Source organism: Streptomyces sp. GS7, assembly GCF_009834125.1.
Taxonomy (GTDB): domain Bacteria; phylum Actinomycetota; class Actinomycetes; order Streptomycetales; family Streptomycetaceae; genus Streptomyces.
Genome location: NZ_CP047146.1, coordinates 1,317,255 through 1,338,230 on the forward strand (window position 1 = coordinate 1,317,255; position 20,976 = coordinate 1,338,230).

11 protein-coding genes are annotated in these 20,976 nt (G+C 73.2%); 8 read left to right on the top strand and 3 right to left on the bottom strand.

The annotated features are described in order from the left end of the window. Positions 1 to 51 precede the first annotated feature (51 nt). The 3 genes from GR130_RS05575 (at position 52) to GR130_RS05585 (ending at position 8,763) form a co-directional block, all read left to right on the top strand. Complete coding sequence (locus tag GR130_RS05575; protein ID WP_159503669.1) at positions 52 to 2,994, top strand: discoidin domain-containing protein; 2,943 nt, start codon at positions 52 to 54, stop codon at positions 2,992 to 2,994. A 138-nt stretch (positions 2,995 to 3,132) separates the two neighbouring features. After that, positions 3,133 to 7,119 (top strand): ABC transporter ATP-binding protein, encoded by a 3,987-nt coding sequence (locus GR130_RS05580; RefSeq protein WP_159503670.1) that lies wholly within the window; start codon positions 3,133 to 3,135, stop codon positions 7,117 to 7,119. Between the two features lie 171 nt (positions 7,120 to 7,290). Next, the gene (locus tag GR130_RS05585) at positions 7,291 to 8,763 is read left to right on the top strand and encodes a S28 family serine protease (protein ID WP_159503671.1); all 1,473 of its coding nucleotides are present in this window, start codon (positions 7,291 to 7,293) and stop codon (positions 8,761 to 8,763) included. 111 nt (positions 8,764 to 8,874) lie between these two features. Here GR130_RS05585 and GR130_RS05590 read toward each other — a convergent pair whose 3' ends face one another. The 3 genes from GR130_RS05590 to GR130_RS05600 form a co-directional block, all read right to left on the bottom strand. Next, the gene (locus tag GR130_RS05590) at positions 8,875 to 10,716 is read right to left on the bottom strand and encodes a glycoside hydrolase family 3 protein (RefSeq protein WP_159503672.1); all 1,842 of its coding nucleotides are present in this window, start codon (positions 10,714 to 10,716) and stop codon (positions 8,875 to 8,877) included. A 180-nt stretch (positions 10,717 to 10,896) separates the two neighbouring features. Further along, a complete protein-coding gene (locus GR130_RS05595) occupies positions 10,897 to 11,763 on the bottom strand; it encodes a sugar phosphate isomerase/epimerase family protein (protein WP_236572813.1) in 867 nt (288 codons plus the stop codon). An 81-nt stretch (positions 11,764 to 11,844) separates the two neighbouring features. After that, positions 11,845 to 12,912: a bifunctional helix-turn-helix transcriptional regulator/GNAT family N-acetyltransferase gene (locus GR130_RS05600; protein ID WP_159503673.1), complete on the bottom strand. Its 1,068-nt coding sequence runs from the start codon at positions 12,910 to 12,912 to the stop codon at positions 11,845 to 11,847. Between the two features lie 259 nt (positions 12,913 to 13,171). On the opposite strand from GR130_RS05600, the gene GR130_RS05605 reads away from it, so the two are divergent. The 5 genes from GR130_RS05605 (at position 13,172) to GR130_RS05625 (ending at position 20,620) form a co-directional block, all read left to right on the top strand. Continuing rightward, a complete protein-coding gene (locus tag GR130_RS05605; RefSeq protein ID WP_159503674.1) occupies positions 13,172 to 14,350 on the top strand; it encodes a Gfo/Idh/MocA family protein in 1,179 nt (392 codons plus the stop codon). Continuing rightward, the gene (locus tag GR130_RS05610; protein ID WP_159503675.1) at positions 14,347 to 15,525 is read left to right on the top strand and encodes a dihydrodipicolinate synthase family protein; all 1,179 of its coding nucleotides are present in this window, start codon (positions 14,347 to 14,349) and stop codon (positions 15,523 to 15,525) included. Before GR130_RS05605 ends, GR130_RS05610 begins: the two co-directional genes overlap by 4 nt. Before the next feature lie 107 nt (positions 15,526 to 15,632). Further along, positions 15,633 to 16,520, top strand: a complete 888-nt coding sequence (locus GR130_RS05615; protein WP_159509771.1) for a sugar phosphate isomerase/epimerase family protein — start codon at positions 15,633 to 15,635, stop codon at positions 16,518 to 16,520. 423 nt (positions 16,521 to 16,943) lie between these two features. Beyond that, positions 16,944 to 19,154: an SF1B family DNA helicase RecD2 gene (gene recD2, locus GR130_RS05620; RefSeq protein ID WP_159503676.1), complete on the top strand. Its 2,211-nt coding sequence runs from the start codon at positions 16,944 to 16,946 to the stop codon at positions 19,152 to 19,154. A 176-nt stretch (positions 19,155 to 19,330) separates the two neighbouring features. Next, positions 19,331 to 20,620: a citrate synthase gene (locus GR130_RS05625; RefSeq protein WP_159503677.1), complete on the top strand. Its 1,290-nt coding sequence runs from the start codon at positions 19,331 to 19,333 to the stop codon at positions 20,618 to 20,620. Positions 20,621 to 20,976: the final 356 nt, after the last annotated feature.

Below are 20,976 nucleotides of genomic sequence, written 5' to 3' on the forward strand. Positions count from 1 at the left end.
GAACACACAGACCACGGGGATCAGTGCGGCCGGAACGGTCACACAAGCCACATGGGCCACGCGGGTAACGAGGACCGCACCGGCCAGGAGGGGGAGATAGGCCGCGGGGGGAGCGCTCACCGCACGGACAGCACGAACCGCACGGACAGCACGTGCAACACGAACCGCGCGGGCAACACGAACCGCACGGACGGCAGGGGCCGCACGGACGGCCGGGCCGTCCGCCGCTCCCGGGGGACACTCGCCGCGCTGCTCGCGGGCACGCTGGTCGCCGCCGTGGCGCCCGCCGCCTCCGCGGCCACGGCGGCGGAGGCGGCCGGGGACCGCCGGCCGTCCTGCACGGGCGACGGCTGGGCCGACACCGCCACCGCCATTGACCCCCAGGACAGCCACCACGCCTACGTGGGCAACGGCTACCTGGGGCAGCGCGTCCCGCCCAACGGCACCGGATACGCCGCCCCCGGCGGCACCACCGGCTGGCCCCTCAAGACCCCCGAATACGACGGGTCCTTCGTCTCCGGGCTCTACGCCAAGGGCCCCCAGGACCTCCAGGGCCGCCAGGCCATCGCCGCGCTTCCCACCTGGACGACGCTCGACGTCACCACCGGGGGCGCGCACGGCGAGACCTTCTCCTCCGCCACACAACCGGGGCGCATCTCCCACTACCGCCAGACGCTGTCGCTGCGCTGCGGATTCGTACGGACGTCGCTGACCTGGACCGCCGCCGACGGCCGGGCCACCGACCTGGTCTACGACGTCCTCGCCGACCGGGCCGACGCGCACACCGGCGCGGTACGGCTGCGGATGACGCCCCACTGGAGCGGCCGGGCGACCGTCACCGACACCCTCGACGGCCGTGGCGCCCGCCGGATGCAGCCCTCGGGCACGCCGGGCACCGGCCCCGACGGCACCATGACCGTCGGCTTCCGTACGGACGGCACCGGCACCGAGGGCGCGGTGGCCTCCACGCTGCGCGCCGGCCCCGGCGTCCGCGCCGGACGGCCGGAGCAGCGCACCGACCGGCCGCGGAACGGTTCCGCCGCATCGGCCGGAACCGCCGCATCGGCCGCGTCCTCCTCCTCCGCGAAGCTGAGCAGCAGCCGGCAGCTGACCTTCCCGGTCCGCAGCGACCGCTCCTACGAGCTGACCAAGTACGTCGGGGTGGACACCGCGCTCACCTCCCGCGCCCCGCGCGCCGCCGCCGAGGCCGCCTCGCGCCGCGCCGCGGACGCCGGCTGGCGCGCCCTGTTCACCCGGCACAGCGCCGCCTGGCAGCAGCTGTGGCGCAGCGACATCGAGGTGGCCGGGCAGCCCCAGCTCCAGTCCTGGGTCCGCTCGGCGGAGTACGGACTGCTGGCCGCCACCCGCGCCGGCAGCGCCAACAGCATCGCCCCCACCGGCCTGACCAGCGACAACTACGCCGGCGAGATCTTCTGGGACGCCGAGACCTGGATGTACCCGGGCCTCCTCGCCGCCCACCCGGATCTCGCCCGGTCCATCGTCGACTACCGCTACCGCACCCGGGACGCCGCCCGCGCCAACGCCCGTCGGCTCGGCTACCAGGGCCTGTTCTACTCCTGGACCAGCGGCGGCAAGGGCGACCTGTGGACCGAGTGCCACAGCTGGGACCCGCCGCACTGCAAGACCCAGAACCACCTCATGGGCGACATCTCCCTCGCCACCTGGCAGTACTACCTCGCCACCAAGGACACCGCCTGGCTGCGCTCCCGCGGCTGGCCGGTCCTCAAGGGCATCGCCGAGTTCTGGGCCTCCCGGGCCACCCGCAACGCCGACGGCAGCTACTCGGTCAAGAACGTCGCCGGCCCTGACGAGTACAGCAACGGCGTCGACGACGCGGTCTTCACCAACGCCGGCGCCGCCACCGCCCTGCGGAACGCCGCCCGCACCGCCACCCTCCTGGGCGAACGGGCCCCGGCCTCCTGGACGACCGTCGCCGACAAGCTCCGGATCCCCTACGACGGCACCAAGAAGGTCTACGAGCAGTACGCCGGGTACAAGGGGACGACCATCAAGCAGGCCGACACGGTGCTGCTGATGTACCCCCTGGCATGGCCCATGAGCCGGCAGCAGGCAGCCTCCACCCTCGACTACTACGCCGCCCGCACCGACCCCGACGGCCCGGCCATGACGGACTCGGTGCACGCCATCGACGCCGCCGCCATCGGCGAGCCCGGCTGCGCCACGTACAGCTATCTGCTGCGCGCCATCAAGCCGTTCGTCCGCGGGCCGTTCGCGGAGTTCTCCGAGGCCCGCGGCGAGAAGGCCGGCGCCGAGGACCCGCACGCCGGCAAGCCCGCCCAGGACTTCCTCACCGGCAAGGGCGGCTTCCTGCAGACCTTCACCAACGGGCTGACCGGCCTGCGGCTGCGCGAGGACCGGGTGCACCTGGACCCGATGCTGCCGCCGCAGCTGTCCGCCGGCGTCACCCTGCGCGGGCTGCGCTGGCAGGGCAGGACGTACGACCTGGCGATCGGCGCGCACCAGACGACGGTCCGGCTGACCTCAGGGGCGCCGATGCGGATCGAGACGCCCGAGGGCGACAAGGTGGTCGGCCGCGGTGTCCCGGCGGTCCTCAAGACCCGCCGCCCCGATCTGGCCCCGACCTCGAACGCCGCCCGGTGCGCCACCGCCACCGCGACCTCCGAGGAGCCGGGCATGTACGCGGGCAACGCGGTGGACGGCAACGCCACCACCGCCTGGGTCCCGGACACCGCCGACGGCACCCTCACGGTCGACCTCGGCCGCACCACGGCCGTCGGGCGGATCACCCCGCACTGGACCGCCACCCGGCCCAGGTCGTACGCCGTCCAGATCTCCCGGGACGGCAGGCACTGGACCGGGACCGGAGACGCGGGCCGCAGCCAGGCCCGGTACGTCCGGGTCGTGGTGCACGGCGAGCCGGGCACCGCGCCCGGCGGCAAGCCGAAGCCGCGCCCGGGGATCACGGAGCTGACGGTGCAGCGGGTGCGGTGACGCCGTAGCCGGGAAGGGGAAGCCCGGGGCCACCGCGGATCGCCGCGGTGGCCCCGGGCCGTGTCCGGGCGGGATGCCCTGCCCGGCGAAATGCTTTGTTACGGCGGGATGAAATCCGCCGCCCGCGGTGTTGGTGCCATGCGGTGGACGACGCATGGGAGGCATCGGGTGGCGGGGACGGGCACGGCACGAGGGGGCTGGACGCGGCGGTTGACGCGTGACTGCTGGCGGTACCGCAAGGACGTCCTGCTGGCGCTCGGCGCCTCGCTGGCCGGGATGGCCGTGATGGCGCTGGTCCCGCTCATCCCGAAGCTGATCATCGACGACGTGATCGTCCGGCACGAGCGGACCCTCGGCCCCTGGGCCACCCTCCTGATCGCCGCCGCCGTCGTCGTGTACGCCCTCACCTACCTCCGGCGCTTCTACGGCGGCCGGCTCGCCCTGGACGTCCAGCACGACCTGCGCACCCGGATGTACGACGCGATAGCCCGGCTCGACGGCCGCCGGCAGGACGAGCTGAGCACCGGCCAGGTCGTGGGCCGCGCCACCAGCGACCTCCAGCTGATCCAGGGCCTGCTGTTCATGCTCCCGATGATGATCGGGAACGTCCTGCTGTTCGCGATCTCACTGGCCGTGATGGCGGTGCTGTCACCGCTGCTGACCGTCGTCGCGCTGGCCGTCGCCCCGGCCCTCTGGTTCATCGCCCGGCGCAGCCGCGCCCGGCTCTTCCCCGCCACCTGGTACGCCCAGGGCCAGGCCGCCGCGGTGGCGTCCGTCGTCGACGGCGCGGTCTCCGGCGTCCGGGTCGTCAAGGGGTTCGGGCAGGAGGAGCAGGAGACCGGCAAGCTGCGCGAGGTCGGCCACCGGCTGTTCGCCGGCCGGCTGCGCACGGTCCGCCTCAACGCCCGGTACACCCCCGCCCTGCAGGCCGTCCCGGCCCTGGGCCAGGTCGCGATGCTGGCGCTGGGCGGCTGGATGGCCACCCAGGGCCACATCACCCTCGGCACCTTCGTCGCGTTCTCCACGTATCTCGCCCAACTGGTCGGCCCGGTCCGGATGCTGGCGATGATGCTGACCGTCGGCCAGCAGGCGCGTGCCGGCGTGGAGCGGGTCTACGAGCTCATCGACACCGAACCGACCATCGAGGAGCGCGCCGACGCCCACGAACTGCCCGCCGACGCCCCGGCGACCGTGGTCTTCGACAAGGTGACGTTCGGCTACGCACCGCACGGCGCCTCCCCCGAGGAGGACGGCGCCCCCGCCCTCCGCCCCGTCCTGGAGGACTTCTCGCTCCGCATCGAAGCCGGTGAGACCGTCGCCGTCGTCGGCACCTCCGGCAGTGGAAAGTCGACCGTCTCGCTGCTGCTGCCCCGCTTCTACGACGTCTCCGCGGGCCGCGTCCTGGTCGGCGGCCACGACGTCCGCGAGCTGACCCTGGAGTCGCTGCGCGCCGCCATCGGCCTCGTCCCCGAGAGCAGCTTCCTGTTCTCCGACGCGATCCGCGACAACATCGCCTACGGCCACCCCGAGGCCACCGACGAGCAGATCCGGGCCGCCGCCCGCGCCGCCCAGGCCGACGGCTTCATATCCGAGCTCCCCGAGGGCTACGACACCAAGGTCGGCGAACAGGGCCTGACCCTGTCCGGCGGCCAGCGCCAGCGGGTCGCACTGGCCCGCGCCATCCTCACCGACCCCCGCCTGCTGGTCCTGGACGACGCCACCTCCGCCGTCGACGCCCGGGTCGAGCACGAGATCCACGAGGCGCTGCGCGGCGTGATGGCGGGCCGTACGACACTGCTGATCGCCCACCGCGCCTCCACCCTGGCACTAGCCGACCGGGTTGCCGTCCTCGACGATGGGCGGCTGGTGGACATCGGCACCCAGGAGGAACTGGCGGAGCGCTGCGCCCTGTACCGCAGGCTGCTGACCGACCCGGAGGAGCTGGGCGGCATCGAGCACGACCCGGCGGGCGCGGTGGCCGAATGGGGTCTGCCCTGCTCGAACCGAGTGGAGAACTCGGGGAACGCCGACGGCGAGTTCGCCGCGGCCGGGACCGGCGGCGTGCTCGACCGGCCGGTCGACGGCCGCGTACGGCCCGGCGGCCTGGTCGACGGCGCCCCCGGCGACACAGCCGACCGCGCCGCCGACCGCGAGGCCGAGGCCGCGGCGGTCGGCGGGATCACCCCCGAACTGTGGGTCCGCCGCGAGCAGGAGGCCGAGGCGGGCGCGGCCGGCCCGGCACCCCGGTCGTCCGGCGCCGCCGGCCCCGGCATGGCCGCCGCGCTGGCCGGTATGCCTGCGACCCCCGAACTGCTCGACCGGGTCGCCGCGCTGCCCCCGGCCACCGACACCCCGGACATCGACGAGGCCGCCGCCGTCCGCCCCGAGACCTCCTACGGCCTGCGCCGGCTGCTGCGCGGCTTCGGCGGCCCGCTCGCCGTCGCCCTCGCCCTGGTCGCGGTGGACGCCATCGCCTCCCTGCTGGTGCCGGTCCTCATCCGGCAGGGCATCGACGAGGGCGTACGCCGCGGCGTACTGGCCGGCGTCTGGACCGCCGCGAGCCTCGCCCTCTTCGTCGTACTCGCCCAATGGGCCGCCCAGATCGGCTCCAACCGCATGACCGGCCGCACCGGCGAGCGGGTCCTGTACTCCCTCCGCGTCAAGATCTTCGCCCACCTCCAGCGCCTCGGCCTGGACTACTACGAGCGCGAACTGACCGGCAAGATCATGACCCGGATGACCACGGACGTGGACGCGCTGTCCACCTTCCTCCAGACCGGACTGGTCACCGCCGTCGTCTCGGTGCTGACCTTCTTCGGCATCCTCGTCGCCCTGCTCGCCATCGACGTCCAGCTCGCCCTGGTCGTCTTCGCCACCCTCCCGCCGCTGATCGCCGGCACGTACTTCTTCCGCAAGCAGAGCGTGAAGGCGTACGAACTCGCCCGCGAGCGGATCAGCGTCGTCAACGGCGACCTCCAGGAGAGCGTCGCCGGACTCCGCATCGTCCAGGCGTTCCGCCGCGAGGGCCACGGCTCCGAGCGGTACGCCACCCGGAGCGACGCCTACCGCCGGGCCCGGGTGCGCGGCCAGTTCCTGATATCCGTCTACTTCCCCTTCGTCCAGCTGCTGTCGTCCGTGGCGGCGGCCCTGGTGCTGATCGTCGGCGCCGACCGGGTGGGCGCGCACACCCTCACCGCCGGCGCCCTGGTCGCGTATCTGCTCTACATCGACCTGTTCTTCGCGCCCGTGCAACAGCTCTCCCAGGTCTTCGACGGCTACCAGCAGGCGTCCGTCTCCCTGCGCCGAATAGGCGAGCTGCTCGGCGAGCGGACCTCCACCCCGGCCGCCGAGCAGCCCCGCCCGGTTCCCTCGCTGCGCGGCGACATCGCCTTCGACGCCGTGCACTTCCACTACGGCCGGCACGACGAGCAGGCGCTGTCCGGTATCGACCTCACCATCCCCGCGGGCCAGACGGTGGCCTTCGTCGGGGAGACCGGTGCCGGCAAGTCCACCCTCGTCAAGCTGGTCGCCCGCTTCTACGACCCGACCTCGGGCGCCGTCCGCGTCGACGGTACCGACCTGCGCGAGCTGGACCTGACCGGCTACCGCCGCCGGCTCGGCATCGTCCCCCAGGAGTCCTACCTCTTCGCCGGCACGGTCCGCGACGCCATCGCCTACGGCCGTCCGGACGCCACCGACGCCGAGGTGGAGGCCGCCGCGCGGGCCGTCGGGGCCCACGCCATGATCGCCACCCTGGACGGCGGCTACCTCCACGAGGTCGCCGAGCGGGGCCGCAACCTCTCCGCCGGCCAGCGCCAGCTGCTCGCCCTGGCCCGCGCCGAACTCGTCGACCCCGACGTGCTGTTGCTCGACGAGGCGACCGCCGCCCTGGACCTGGCCACCGAAGCCGTCGTCAACCAGGCCACCGACCGCCTCGCCGGCCGCCGCACCACCTTGATCGTCGCCCACCGGTTGACCACCGCCGCCCGCGCCGACCGGGTGGTGGTGCTGGACCACGGCCGGATCATCGAGGACGGCACCCACGCCCAGCTGCTCGCCCGCGACGGCCGCTATGCGGAGCTGTGGCGCACGTTCACCGGCGAGGAGGAGCCGCTGGCCGTGTAGCCCGTCCGGCCGCTAGGCCCTCCCGATCGCCCGGAGCGGGGAGCGGAACCGCCCCGCGGCACCGACGGAATCAGGCCACCGGGGCGTCACCCTCGCCGCAATGGAGGCTGGTGGCGCCCCTTCCTCGCGGATAGGTTCGGCCCGACCTTTGCTATCCCAAGGGGAGGGTGCATGCGCAAGGCCAAGAGATGGCTGCTGTCGCTCGCCGTGCTCATAGGCACGGCCACAGCCGGCAGCACCTCGGCGGGAGCGGCCACCGCCGCCGAGCCGAACGGCACGGACGTCCGGCACACAGGCGGTGCCACCGCGCGCGGCGACGACGCCGGCCAGGACATCAAGGACCGGATCCTCGCGATCCCCGGTATGAGCCTGATCGAGGAGAAGCCGGTCGACGGCTACCGCTACTTCGTCCTCGACTACACCCAGCCGATCGACCACCGGCACCCGGAGCGGGGCACCTTCCAGCAGCGGCTGACCGTGCTGCACAGGTCGGTGGACCGCCCCACGGTGTTCTTCACCTCCGGCTACAACGTCAGCACCACACCGTCCCGCAGCGAACCCACCAAGATCATCGACGGTAACCAGGTCTCCCTGGAATACCGCTACTTCACACCGTCGCGGCCCACCCCCACCGACTGGAAGAAGCTGGACATCCGGCAGGCGGCCGCCGACCAGCACCGCATCTTCCAGGCGCTGCACGCCCTCTACCCCAAGAACTGGATCGCCACCGGCGGCAGCAAGGGCGGCATGACGGCCACGTACTACCGCCGCTTCTTCCCGCACGACATGAACGGCACCGTCGCCTACGTCGCCCCGAACAACACCGACCGCGCCGACCCCGCGCCCTACGACCGCTTCTTCGCCACCGTCGGCAGCGCCCGGTGCCGCGCCGACGTCGCCACGGTCGAGCGCGAGGCCCTGCTGCGCCGCGACGAGATCGTCAACCGCTACGAGAAGTGGGCCGGCGAGAACAAGCGCACCTTCACCCTGATCGGCAACGCCGACCGGGCCTACGAAGTCCTCGTCACGGACCTGGTGTTCGGCTTCTGGCAGTACCAGCCCGCCGAGACCGCCTGCGCCACGATTCCCAAGGCGGACGCCTCGACCGACGCGCTGTACCAGTGGATCGACAAGGTCGGCGGTTTCGACTCCTACACCGACCAGGGCCTGGAGAAGTTCCTGCCGTACTACTACCAGGCGGGCACCCAGCTCGGTGAGCCCACGTACCACTACCCCAACATCCAGGACCTGCTGCGCTACCCCGGCCTCAACAACTCCCGCTCGTTCGTGCCGCGCGAGATCCCCATGGCGTTCGACAAGCGCGCCATGCCGGACGTCGACCGCTGGGTGCGCCACCACGCCCGGCACATGATGTTCGTCAACGGGCAGTACGACCCGTGGAGCGCCAAGCACTTCACACTCGGCACGGGCGCCCGGGACTCCTACGTCTTCACCGTTCCCGGCGGCAACCACGGCGCCGACATCGCGAAGCTGAAGGACGCCGACCGCACCAAGGCCACCGCCGAACTCCTCTCCTGGGCCGGGCTCCCGGTCCCCGCGAACGGCCGGCCCACCGACCGGGCCCCGTACGACAGGAACCTGGACCGGCCGGAGCTGCACCGGATGACGACGCTGCGGCCGTGACCGCCCTGACCGCGCTGTCCGGGCGGTGACGCGCCCCCGCGACCGGCGAGCGGCTCCCCGCGACCGGCAACCGGCGGTCGCGGGGAGCCGGCCGCAACGGCCCTGCCCGGCTCAGTAGTTCAGTCCGTGGCCGATCCCGTACAGCACGGTCCGCGGGGCGTCCGCGCGCATGATCGCCACCGGCAGCCGGCCCACCGGATCCCGCCGGCCGGCGATCACCCGGGCCGCCGCCCGCAGCTCCACATCCGTCCACGAATAGCTCGCCAGCCCCGCCCTGACCCCGCCCAACTGCGCGATGTCGTACGGGTTGCGGACCGCCAGCTGCACCACCGGCTTCCCGGTGGCCAGCAGCGCGGCCACCAGATCCCGCTGCGGCGACGACGCGGTGACGTCGTACGTGGCCACCACCACCGCGTCCCGCTCCGCCAGCGCCGCCCTCGCCCGGTCGATCCGCGCCCGGGTCGGCGCCATACCGGTGGGCAGCGCGGTGGCGGTGAACCCGAGCCCGGTCAGCGCCCGCGCCAGGACCCGGGTCGGCGGGCCGCCGGTGCCGGACGGCGCCGCCGCGTCCGCACCCACCACCAGCACCCGGCCCTCCCGCCGCGGGGACAGCGGCAGCACCCCGCCGTCGTTGCGCAGCAGCGTGGTGGTGCGGTCCGCGATCCGGTCCGCGGCGGCCAGATGGCCGCGGGTCCCCACCACCCGGTCGACCGCCCGGTGCGTGGTGTACGGGTCGGCGAACAGCCCGCGCCGCTCCTTGAGCACCAGGATCCGCAGCACCTTGGCGTCGAGTTCCCGCTCGCTCAGCTCCCCGCCCTCCAGCGCCCTGAGGACGGCCCGGTACGCCAGCGGCAGATCCGGCGGGTTCAGCAGCTGGTCGGCCCCGGCCCGCAGCGCCAGCACCGGCACCCGGGCGTCCCCGTACTTCTCCCGTACGCCCTCCATGCCCAGCGAATCCGTCACCACCACCCCGTCGTAGCCGAGGCGTTCGCGCAGGATGCCGGTGAGGATCGGACGGGAGAGGGTGGCCGGGTCCCCGCTGGGGTCGAAGGCGGGCACGACGATGTGCGCCGTCATGATCGTGTCGATCCCGGCGGCGATCGCGGCCCGGAACGGCGGCGCGTCCAGCCGCTCCCACTCGCGCGCGGAGTGGTGGATGTACGGCAGCCCGACGTGGCTGTCGGTGTCCGTGTCGCCGTGCCCGGGGAAGTGCTTGGCGCAGGCCGCGACCCCCGCGCCCTGATAGCCCCGCACCTGCGCGGCGACCATCCGGGACACCGCCCGCGGGTCGGCGCCGAAGGACCGTACGCCGATCACCGGGTTGGCCGGGTTCACATTGACGTCCGCGTCCGGCGCGTAGTCCTGCCGGATGCCCATCGCGCACAGCTCCCGGCCGGCGATCCGCCCCGCCGTACGGGCGTCCTCCCGGGACCCGGACGCGCCGAGCGCCATCGCCCCGGGGAACAGCGTCGCGGGCGCGCCGATCCGGGCCACTGTGCCGTGCTCCTGGTCCGTGGAGATCAGCACCGGTACGGGGACGCGCAGCGCGGCGGCCGCCTCCTGGATGCCGTTGGAGAGGTCGGCGACCTGGTGCGGGTCACGGATGTTGTGCGCCCAGCCGAAGTAGATGATGCCGCCGACCCGGTACGTGGCGATCAGCTCGGCGGCGTTCGCGACCCCGATCTCCTCGCGGTTGGCCGCCGCGTCGGCCGGGTCCGGGTCGGTCGCGGAGTCCCCGTACACCCGCATCACGAAGAGCTGCCCCACCTTCTCCTCGGGCGTCATACGGGAGAGGATCCGGCGCAGCCGGTCCAGGGCGGCGGGGGACACCGGACGGGCGGGGGAGGGGGAGGCGGCGGGCCGGGGTCCGACGGCGTGTGCGGGTCCCTCGCCGAGGGCGGCTGCGGCGGCCGCCGCGGCGGCGGTGGTCAGGACGGTACGTCTGGAGTGCATCTGCGCTCCTTCCGGGGGGCTTCCTCGAGCATGTGAAGGAAACTTCCAAGGAGACACGGATAGCCGGAAAGCACCGGCCGGTCAACGACCCACGGAGCCTGCGCCGCCCAGGGATTGCGGGGCGGGCGGGGGTGTGGTGGGGCGGGCCGGCGGGCGCTCCGCACGGCCGGGCGCGCCGGGTCAGCCGCCCGCCGGAGCGCCGGCGCCGGGCCGGCCGGCGTCCGCGTCCAGCAGCCGCTCCAGATGCTCGCGGCCCCGGGCCAGCAGCCCGGGGAGCCCGGCCGCCCGCGGATACCAGCGCCGCTCGTACTCCCAGCACAGCCAGCCGCCGGCCTCCCGGCCGAGCGCCGCCACCACGGCGGGCAGCGGCAGCACCCCGTCCCCCAGCGGAAGCGGCGTCAGATCGTCCGCCGAGGCGACGTCCTTGACCTGCACATACCCCAGATACGGCGCCAGCGCGGCATACGTCTCGGCGGGCGCCTCCCCGCCGAGCCAGCAGTGCAGCACGTCCCACAGCGCCCCCGCCTGCCGCCGTCCCACCGCGCCCAGGACCCCGGCGGCCGACGCCCCGGTGCGATGCGAGTCATGGGTCTCCAGCAGCACCCGCACCCCGCGCTCCGCGGCGAGCGGCGCCACCGCCCGCAGCCGCCGCACCGCATCCGCCCCGGCCGCCCGGGCCGGACGCCCCCCGCCACCGGGGAAGACCCGCACATACGGCGCCCCCAGATCGGCGGCGAGCAGCACCAGTTCGGACAGCTCCCGCCCCGACTCGGCCTCGCCGGCGGCGTCCCGGACCTCCGCCGCGACCCGGGCGTACCCGGCGACGGCCAGCACCGCCACCCCCGCGTCCGCGAACTGCCGGCGCACCGCGGCCCGTTCCCGCGCCCCGAGCAGTGGATGCACCGGCTCCTCGGGATGCGCCCGCAGCTCCACCCCCTGATACCCGGCGCCGGTCGCCAGCCGCAGCACCTCGGCCACCGGCATCCCCGGCACCCCCAGCGTCGAGAACGCGAACCGCGCCGCCGCCGACCCGTCCCCGCCGCCCATCGCGCCTCCCGTACCTCCCGTACCGCCCGCGCCGGCCGCTCGGCCGCCGCACACGCCGGGCGGACCGCGCCGCGCCGTCCGCTATGCCAGCGTCAGTCGCCAGTCCTGCCCGACCAGGTCCTGCCCGAAACTGCGGTGCGGCTCCTCGGCGGCCAGCTCGAACCCGGCCCGCTGATAGATCCTCCGGGCCGCGCCCAGCACGGAGTTGGTCCACAGCACCAGCTCCCCGTACCCGGCCTCGCGGGCGAACTCCACGCAGGCACCGACCAGTCGGCGGCCCACGCCGTGCCCGCGCGCCCCGGGCTCCACCAGCAGCAGCCGCAGCCGCGCCACCCCCGGCCGCGCGTCCCGTACGCACATCACCGCACCGACCCGCTCGCCGGCCAGCTCGGCTATCCAGGTGCGGTCCCACCGCGGGTCGAAGCCCTCTGCGTACTCCGCGACGATCCGGGCCACCAGCGCCTCGTAGCGCAGGTCGAAGCCGTACTCTGCGGCGTACAGCGCGGCGTTGCGCTCCACCATCCAGCCCAGGTCACCGGGCCGGGTGGTGCGCAGGGTCACCGCGGGCGCGCTCCCGGTGCTCGACTCCTGCGGTGTGCCGTCCGCCGCCCCATCCGTCCCCGCCCCGTCCTCGCCGGGCCGGGTGTCCTCGCCGAGCAGGGCGCGGATGGTCCGCATCGAAGCCGTCAACCGCTCCCGGTCCGCGTCCGGGAGCCGTTCCAGCAGCGACCCCGCCGCTTCCTGTGAGCGCTCCTCCAGCAGCCCGGCCGCGTCCCGGCCGCCCTCGGTGAGGGTGATGCGCTGCCGGCGCGGATCCCGGTCCGATCTGCCGCGGGTGATCAGCTCGCGGTCCTCGAACTTCCCCAGCAGCCTGCTGAGATACCCGGCGTCCAGCGACAGCGAGACGCGCAGGTCGGCGGCGTCCACCTGCGGGCGGTTGGCGACCTCGTAGAGCACCCGGGCCTCGGTGAGGGTGTACGGGGTGTACAGATGGCGGCCGTAATCCAGCGCACCGATCAGGTTGGTGTAGAAGCGGTTGAATCTGCGCAGCTCGCGGACGGCGGGATCGGCCACCGGGCCGGATGCCGCCGTGGATGTCGCGGTGCGTTCCGCGGTGGTTGCCGTGCTGGTCGCGGTCCCGTCGGTCATCGCCGACCCCCCTCACCCTTGACTCAGTCAAGCTTGACTGAGTCAAGGGTACGCCACCGCGCCGATCCGCGCACGGCCAATTCCGCACCGGGCGCCGCCACTTGGCTGCCGGTTCGGTGCCCTCTTGTCCCCGCCGCGCCGCGCACGCTAGCTTCGCCCGCGACGGACAGCGCCCGCCGGCCGCCCACCCCACCCACGCATCCCACCCACGCACCCCACGCGACCGAACGACCTGCCGCGAGCGAGAGGGGGCCGGACCGTGACACGCACGACCGTACGCATCGCCATGAACGGCGTGACCGGGCGCATGGGCCACCACCAGCACCTGGTCCGCTCCCTCCTCGCGCTGCGCGAGGAGGGCGGCCTCGACCTGGGCGACGGAACGGTGATCTGGCCGGAGCCGGTGCTCGTCGGCCGCTCCGGGCACAAGGTCCGGGCGCTCGCCGAACGCCACGGCCTGGAGCACTGGAGCGACGACCTCGACGCCGTACTCGCCGACGACAGCATCGCCGTCTACTTCGACGCGCAGATCACCGCCGCCCGCACCGACGCCGTCAAGAAGGCGATCGCCGCCGGCAAGCACCTCTACGTGGAGAAGCCCACCGCCACCGACCTGGCGGGCGCACTGGAGCTGGCCCGGCTGGCCGACGCCGCCGGCGTCAAACACGGCGTCGTCCAGGACAAGCTCTTCCTGCCCGGACTGCGCAAGCTGCGCCGCCTGGTCGACGGCGGCTTCTTCGGCCGCATCCTGTCCGTACGGGGCGAGTTCGGCTACTGGGTCTTCGAGGGCGACTGGCAGCAGGCGCAGCGCCCCTCCTGGAACTACCGCGCCGAGGACGGCGGCGGCATCGCGGCCGACATGTTCCCCCACTGGGAATACGTCCTGCACGAGCTGTTCGGCCCGGTGCGGTCCGTCCAGGCGCGGGTCACCACGCACATCCCGCGCCGCTGGGACGAGTCCGGCACCCCCTACGAGGCGACCGCCGACGACGCCGCCTACGGCATCTTCGAACTGGACGGCGGCATCATCGCCCAGATCAACTCCTCCTGGGCGGTACGGGTCCACCGCGACGAACTGGTGGAGTTCCAGGTGGACGGCACCGAGGGGTCGGCCGTCGCCGGGCTGCGCCGCTGCCGCGTCCAGCACCGCGCCGGCACGCCGAGACCCGTCTGGAACCCCGACATCCCCGACACCGCCGACGGCACCGCCACCGGTTCCCACCGCTCCTACCGCGAACAGTGGCAAGAGGTCCCGGACAACGCCGACTTCGGCAACGCCTTCAAGGCCCAATGGGAGCTGTTCCTGCGCCATGTGGTGCGCGACGAGCCCTGGCACCGGGACCTGGCGGCGGGCGCCCGCGGCGTCCAGCTCGCCGAACTGGGCCTGCGCTCCTCGAAGGAGGGCCGCCGGCTCCCCGTACCGGAGCTGCCCCGGTGACCGCCCCCGAGGCCGCGGCGACCACCACCGGGCCGCCCCCGCCGCGCTCCCGCACGGTCTTCGCCGCCGCCCACGTGGTCGCCGATCCACACGCCGACACCACCCCGGAAGGACCGGCCGCCCTGGACTGGGACGCCACCCTCGCCTTCCGCCGCCACCTCTGGGCACACGGCCTGGGCGTCGCCGAGGCGATGGACACCGCACAGCGCGGTATGGGCCTGGACTGGGGCGGCGCGGCCGAGCTGATCCGCCGCTCCGCCGCCGAGGCCAGGGCCGCCGGCGGCCGGATCGCCTGCGGCACCGGCACCGACCAACTCCCGCCGCACGGCGCCACATTGGCGGACGTCCGGGCCGCCTACGAGGAACAGCTCACCCTCGCCGAGGACGCCGGTGCCCAGCCCGTCCTGATGGCCTCACGCCAACTGGCCGCGCTCGCCGACGGCCCGGACACCTACCGCGACCTCTACGGGCACCTGCTGCGCCAGACCGCCCGCCCGGTGATCCTGCACTGGCTCGGCCCGATGTTCGACCCGGCGCTGACGGGCTACTGGGGCAGCCCGGACCTCGACGCGGCCACCGAGACGCTGCTGCACCTCGTCACCGACCACCCCGCCAAGGTGGACGGCGTCAAGGTCTCCCTCCTGGACGCCCCACGGGAAGTGGCCTTGCGCCGCCGCCTCCCGAAGGGCGTGCGCTGCTACACGGGCGACGACTTCCACTACCCGGAACTGATCGCCGGCGACGCCCACGGCTTCAGCGACGCCCTGCTGGGCGTCTTCGACCCGCTCGCCCCCCTGGCCGCCAGGGCCGTCTGCCTCCTGGACACCGGGGACACGGCCGGATTCCGCGCCACCCTGGACCCGACCGTGACGCTCGCCCGCCACCTCTTCCGGGCACCCACCCGCTACTACAAGACCGGCGTGGTCCTGCTCGCCTGGCTGGCCGGCCACCAGTCGCACTTCACCATGGTCGGCGGCCTCCAGTCGGCCCGCTCCCTGCCCCACCTGCGCCGTGCGTACGAACTGGCGGGCGGCCTCGGCCTGTTCCCCGACCCGGAACGGGCCGCAGCCAGAATGCGCACCCTGCTGGCGGTGTACGGCGCGGCGGAGCCGCAGCAGCCGGTGGCCACGGCGCGCCACGGGAGGCGGGCACGGCGGACGGAGCGCGGCACGTGACGGGCGGCGCGTCGGCTGCGACGGGCGCGGGGGGCGCGGGCGACACGGGCGGGGGTGGTGCGCGCCGTGACGCCGCCCCCGTCCCCGACTCCGTCCTCCTCGACCGCCTGAGCATCAATCAGGAGACCGTCCGGCAGTGGTCGCTGCCCGACCTGGTGGACGGCTGCGCACGGGCGGGCGTACGGGGCGTGGGCCTGTGGCGCGCACCGGTGCGGCAATACGGGACCGCGGCGGCTGCCCGGCTCGTACGGGACGCCGGGCTCGCGGTCACCAGCCTGTGCCGGGGCGGGTTCTTCACCGCGGAGGACCCCGGGGAGCGCCGCACCGCCCTCGCGGACAACAGGGCCGCCATCGAGGAGGCGGCGGCCCTCGGCACCGCCACCCTGGTCCTGGTCTCCGGCGGACTGCCGCCCGGCAGCCGTGATCTGGCCGGTGCCCGGGAGCGGATCGCCGACGCACTCGCCGAGTTGGCTCCGTACGCCGCCGAGCGGGGCGTACGGCTGGCCCTGGAACCCCTGCACCCGATGTACGCCGCGGACCGGTGCGTGGTCTCCACGCTCGCCCAGGCGCTCGACCTCGCCGAGCGGTTCCCCGCGGACCGGGTGGGCGTGGTCGTGGACACCTACCACCTGTGGTGGGACGACACGGTGGGCACACAGCTCGCCCGCGCGGGAGGTACCGGCGGCGCGGGAGGTGCGAGTGGCACGGGCGGTACCCGCGGTAGGGGCCGTACTGGCGGTACCGGCGGCGGCGCGTCGCGGATCGCCGCCTTCCAGCTCGCCGACTGGATCACACCGCTGCCGGCGGGCGTCCTGCTGGGGCGCGGGCAGTTGGGCGACGGCTCGGTGGATCTGCGGTGGTTCCGGCAGCAGGTGGACGCGACCGGCTACCGGGGCCCCATCGAGGTCGAGATCTTCAACCCGGCCTTGTGGGCGCGCGATGGCAGGGAGGTCCTGGCCGAGGTCGTGCAACGCTTCACCGCACACGTCTGCTGAGGGCGCGCAGGGCGCTCTCACCTTGCTGTCGGGGGCCCTTCCGGCTGGGGGCTCTTGCCGGTGGGGGCCCTGGCCGGTGGGGCCCTTGCTATGGGGGGCGCGGCGCTGCGGCTGTGCTTGTCGTTCTCCCCCCACCCCCGAACCCACCCCCCGCCCCCTCCCCCGAAGGGGGAGAGGGGGAGGGGGCGGGGGAAAGCTCGCCAGCGCGGAAGCCCCTCAGCGCGGACCCCAGCACCGGAACCCCCCAGCACCGGAAGCGCCCGACGCGGGAAGCCCCGGCGGGAGCAGCCCCCGGCGGTGCGAAGCCCCACCCCTCTCGCCCCCTCACCCCACCCCCCCCCTCACCCCTCACACCCAATCCCCAATCCCCAATCCCACCCCCACCCCCCGCCCGCTGTCACACCCCGGCGGTACCGTCGAGTCATGGTCAACGCAGCCGTGGTGGAAGGGGTCCTGGAGCGGATCACCTACGCCAATGAGGAGAGCGGCTACACGGTCGCGCGCGTCGATACGGGTCGCGGCTCGGGCGATCTGCTGACCGTCGTCGGCGCCCTGCTGGGTGCGCAGCCGGGCGAGTCGCTCCGTATGGAGGGCCGTTGGGGCTCCCACCCCCAGTACGGCAAGCAGTTCACGGTCGAGAACTACACCACGGTCCTGCCCGCCACCGTCCAGGGCATCCGCCGCTATCTGGGCTCCGGTCTGATCAAGGGCATCGGCCCGCGGATCGCCGACCGCATCACCGAGCACTTCGGCACGGACACCCTCGACGTGATCGAGTCCGACCCCGGGCGCCTCATCGAGGTGCCGGGCCTGGGCCCCAAGCGCACGAAGCTGATCGGTGCGGCCTGGGAGGAGCAGAAGGCCATCAAGGAGGTCATGGTCTTCCTCCAGGGCGTCGGGGTGTCCACGTCCATCGCGGTGCGGATCTACAAGAAGTACGGCGACGCCTCCATCTCCGTGGTGCGGAACCACCCCTACCGCCTCGCCGCCGACGTCTGGGGCATCGGCTTCCTCACCGCCGACCGGATCGCCCAGGCGGTCGGCATTCCGCACGACAGCCCGGACCGGGTCAAGGCGGGCCTCCAGTACGCCCTGTCGCAGTCGACGGACCAGGGCCACTGCTTCCTGCCCGAGGAGCAACTGATCGCGGACGCGGTGAAGTTGCTCCAGGTGGACACCGGCCTGGTCATCGACTGTCTCGCCGAGCTGGCCGCGGACCCCGAGGGCGTGGTCCGGGAGAAGGTGCCGGGCGCGGAGGACGGCGAGCCGGTCACCGCGGTCTATCTGGTGCCGTTCCACCGCGCCGAGATCTCCCTGGCCGGCCGGCTGACCCGGCTGCTGCGTACGGACGAGGACCGGATGCCCGCGTTCCGCGACGTGGTCTGGGACAAGGCGCTGGCCTGGCTGGCCCGGCGTACGGGCGCGGAGCTGGCGCCCGAGCAGCAGGCCGCGGTCCGGCTGGCGCTGACCAGCAGGGTCGCGGTGCTCACGGGCGGGCCCGGCTGCGGCAAGTCGTTCACGGTCCGCTCGGTCGTCGAGCTGGCCCGCGCCAAGCAGGCCAAGGTGGTGCTGGCGGCGCCCACGGGCCGGGCGGCCAAGCGGCTCGCGGAGCTGACCGGAGCGGACGCGTCCACCGTCCACCGCCTCCTGGAGCTCAAGCCGGGCGGGGACGCCGCCTACGACGCGGACCGCCCGCTGGATGCCGATCTGGTGGTGGTCGACGAGGCGTCGATGCTCGATCTGCTGCTGGCCAACAAGCTCGTCAAGGCGGTGCCGCCGGGCGCCCATCTGCTGCTGGTGGGGGACGTCGACCAGCTGCCGTCGGTCGGCGCCGGGGAGGTGCTGCGGGATCTGCTGGCCGAGCCGGGCCCTGTGCCGGCGGTCCGGCTGACCAGGATCTTCCGGCAGGCCCAGCAGTCCGGGGTGGTCACCAACGCGCACCGCATCAACTCCGGGGTGCCGCCGCTGACCACCGGCCTGAAGGACTTCTTCCTGTTCGCCGAGGAGGACGCGGAGGCGGCGGCCCGGCTGACGGTCGACGTGGTGGCGCGCCGCATCCCGGCGAAGTTCGGCCTGGACCCGCGCCGGGACGTCCAGGTGCTGGCCCCGATGCACCGCGGCCCGGCCGGTGCGGGGGCGCTCAACGGCCTCCTCCAGCAGGCGGTGACCCCGGCCCGCCCGGATCTTCCCGAGCGCCGCTTCGGCGGCCGGGTCTTCCGCGTCGGCGACAAGGTCACCCAGATCCGGAACAACTACGAGAAGGGCCGCAACGGCGTCTTCAACGGCACGGTGGGGGTGGTCACCGCCCTCGACGCCGACGAGCAGCGGCTGACGGTCCTCACGGACGAGGACGAGGAGGTTCCGTACGACTTCGACGAGCTCGACGAACTCGCCCATGCCTATGCCGTGACGATCCATCGCTCCCAGGGGAGCGAGTATCCGGCGGTGGTGATTCCGGTCACCACCAGCGCCTGGATGATGCTCCAGCGCAATCTGCTCTATACGGCCGTGACGCGGGCGAAACGTCTGGTGGTCCTGGTCGGCTCCCGGAGGGCCCTGGGACAGGCCGTACGGACCGTATCCGCCGGTCGGCGGCATACGGCGCTCGATCACCGGCTCGCCGGAGCGATGTGATGTCGCACCTCTTTCCCAATCGGGGCGAAGGGGAGCAGGATGGACACCAACGCGGCACTGAGTGCCGTAATGAGGCCCTATGGCCGACCCCGAGTGCACATCCAACGTCCAAATGGGGGAAGGTATAGGCAGTCAGGGCACCTCGAAGAAGAGGCACAACGTCGGTGAGGGATGACGTGAGCGACAACTCTGTAGTACTGCGTTACGGGGACGGCGAATACAGCTACCCGGTCGTCGACAGCAGTGTCGGCGACAAGGGCTTCGACATCTCGAAGCTGCGCACCCAGACCGGTCTGGTGACCCTGGATTCCGGTTATGGCAACACCGCGGCGTATAAATCCGCGATCACCTATCTAGACGGTGAGCAGGGCATCCTTCGGTACCGCGGTTACCCGATCGAACAGCTCGCGGAGCGCAGCACGTTCGTCGAGACCGCCTACCTCCTCATCAACGGTGAGCTGCCCACCGTCGATGAGCTGGCGAACTTCAAGCAGGACATCACCTACCACACGCTGCTCCACGAGGACGTCAAGCGTTTCTACGACGGCTTCCCGCGGGACGCCCACCCGATGGCCATGCTGTCGTCCGTGGTCAGCGCACTGTCGACGTTCTACCAGGACAGCCACAACCCGTTCGACGAGCGGCAGCGGCACATCTCCACGATCCGCCTGCTGGCCAAGCTGCCGACCATCGCGGCGTACGCGTACAAGAAGTCGGTCGGCCACCCGGTCGTCTACCCGAGCAACGACCTCGGGTACGTGGAGAACTTCCTGCGGATGACCTTCTCGGTCCCCGCCGCCGAGTACGAGCTGGACCCGGTCGTGGTCAGCGCCCTCGACAAGCTGCTGATCCTGCACGCGGACCACGAGCAGAACTGCTCGACCTCCACCGTGCGCCTGGTGGGCTCCTCGCAGGCGAATCTCTTCGCCTCGATCTCCGCGGGCATCAACGCCCTGTGGGGCCCCCTGCACGGCGGTGCCAACCAGTCGGTGCTGGAGATGCTGGAGGGCATCCAGGCCACCGGCGGCGACGTCGACTCCTTCATCCGCAAGGTGAAGAACAAGGAAGACGGCGTGAAGCTGATGGGCTTCGGGCACCGCGTCTACAAGAACTTCGACCCCCGGGCGAAGATCATCAAGGCGGCGGCGCACGATGTCCTCTCGGCGCTCGGCAAGTCCGACGAACTGCTGGACATCGCCCTCAAGCTGGAGGAGCACGCGCTCTCCGACGACTACTTCGTCGAGCGCAAGCTCTACCCGAACGTCGACTTCTACACCGGCCTGATCTACCGGGCGATGGGCTTCCCGACCGAGATGTTCACGGTGCTCTTCGCGCTCGGCCGGCTGCCCGGCTGGATCGCCCAGTGGCACGAGATGATCAAGGAGCCGGGCTCCCGGATCGGCCGTCCGCGGCAGATCTACACCGGCATCGTCGAGCGCGATTTCGTGCCCGTTCAGGAGCGCTGAGCCGGACCAACGGGTATCGGTCGGCGCGATGCCGGCCGATACACACTGGTGATCGATAATCGCGCAAGCTGGATGTGGCGGCCGGGTGACCGGCCGTCGGCGGGCAGACGAAAGCGCCCCGCCTCCGGATCCCCCCACGGGTCCAGAGTGCGGGGCGCTTCCCATGTCCCGGTGCGGATTCCCCCCACGGGATCCGGCCGGGCGTTCCGGGTTGCACCGCGCTCTGCCGGGACGCGCACATACGGGAGGGCCGCTCAAAGCTCCCCGGGCGCGTCGCCCCGGCTACGCGTAGCCGGGCGCGATCCCCCAAGACCGGCACGGCTGTTGCAGTGCAAGCCCCGCCGGGGTGCCTGCAC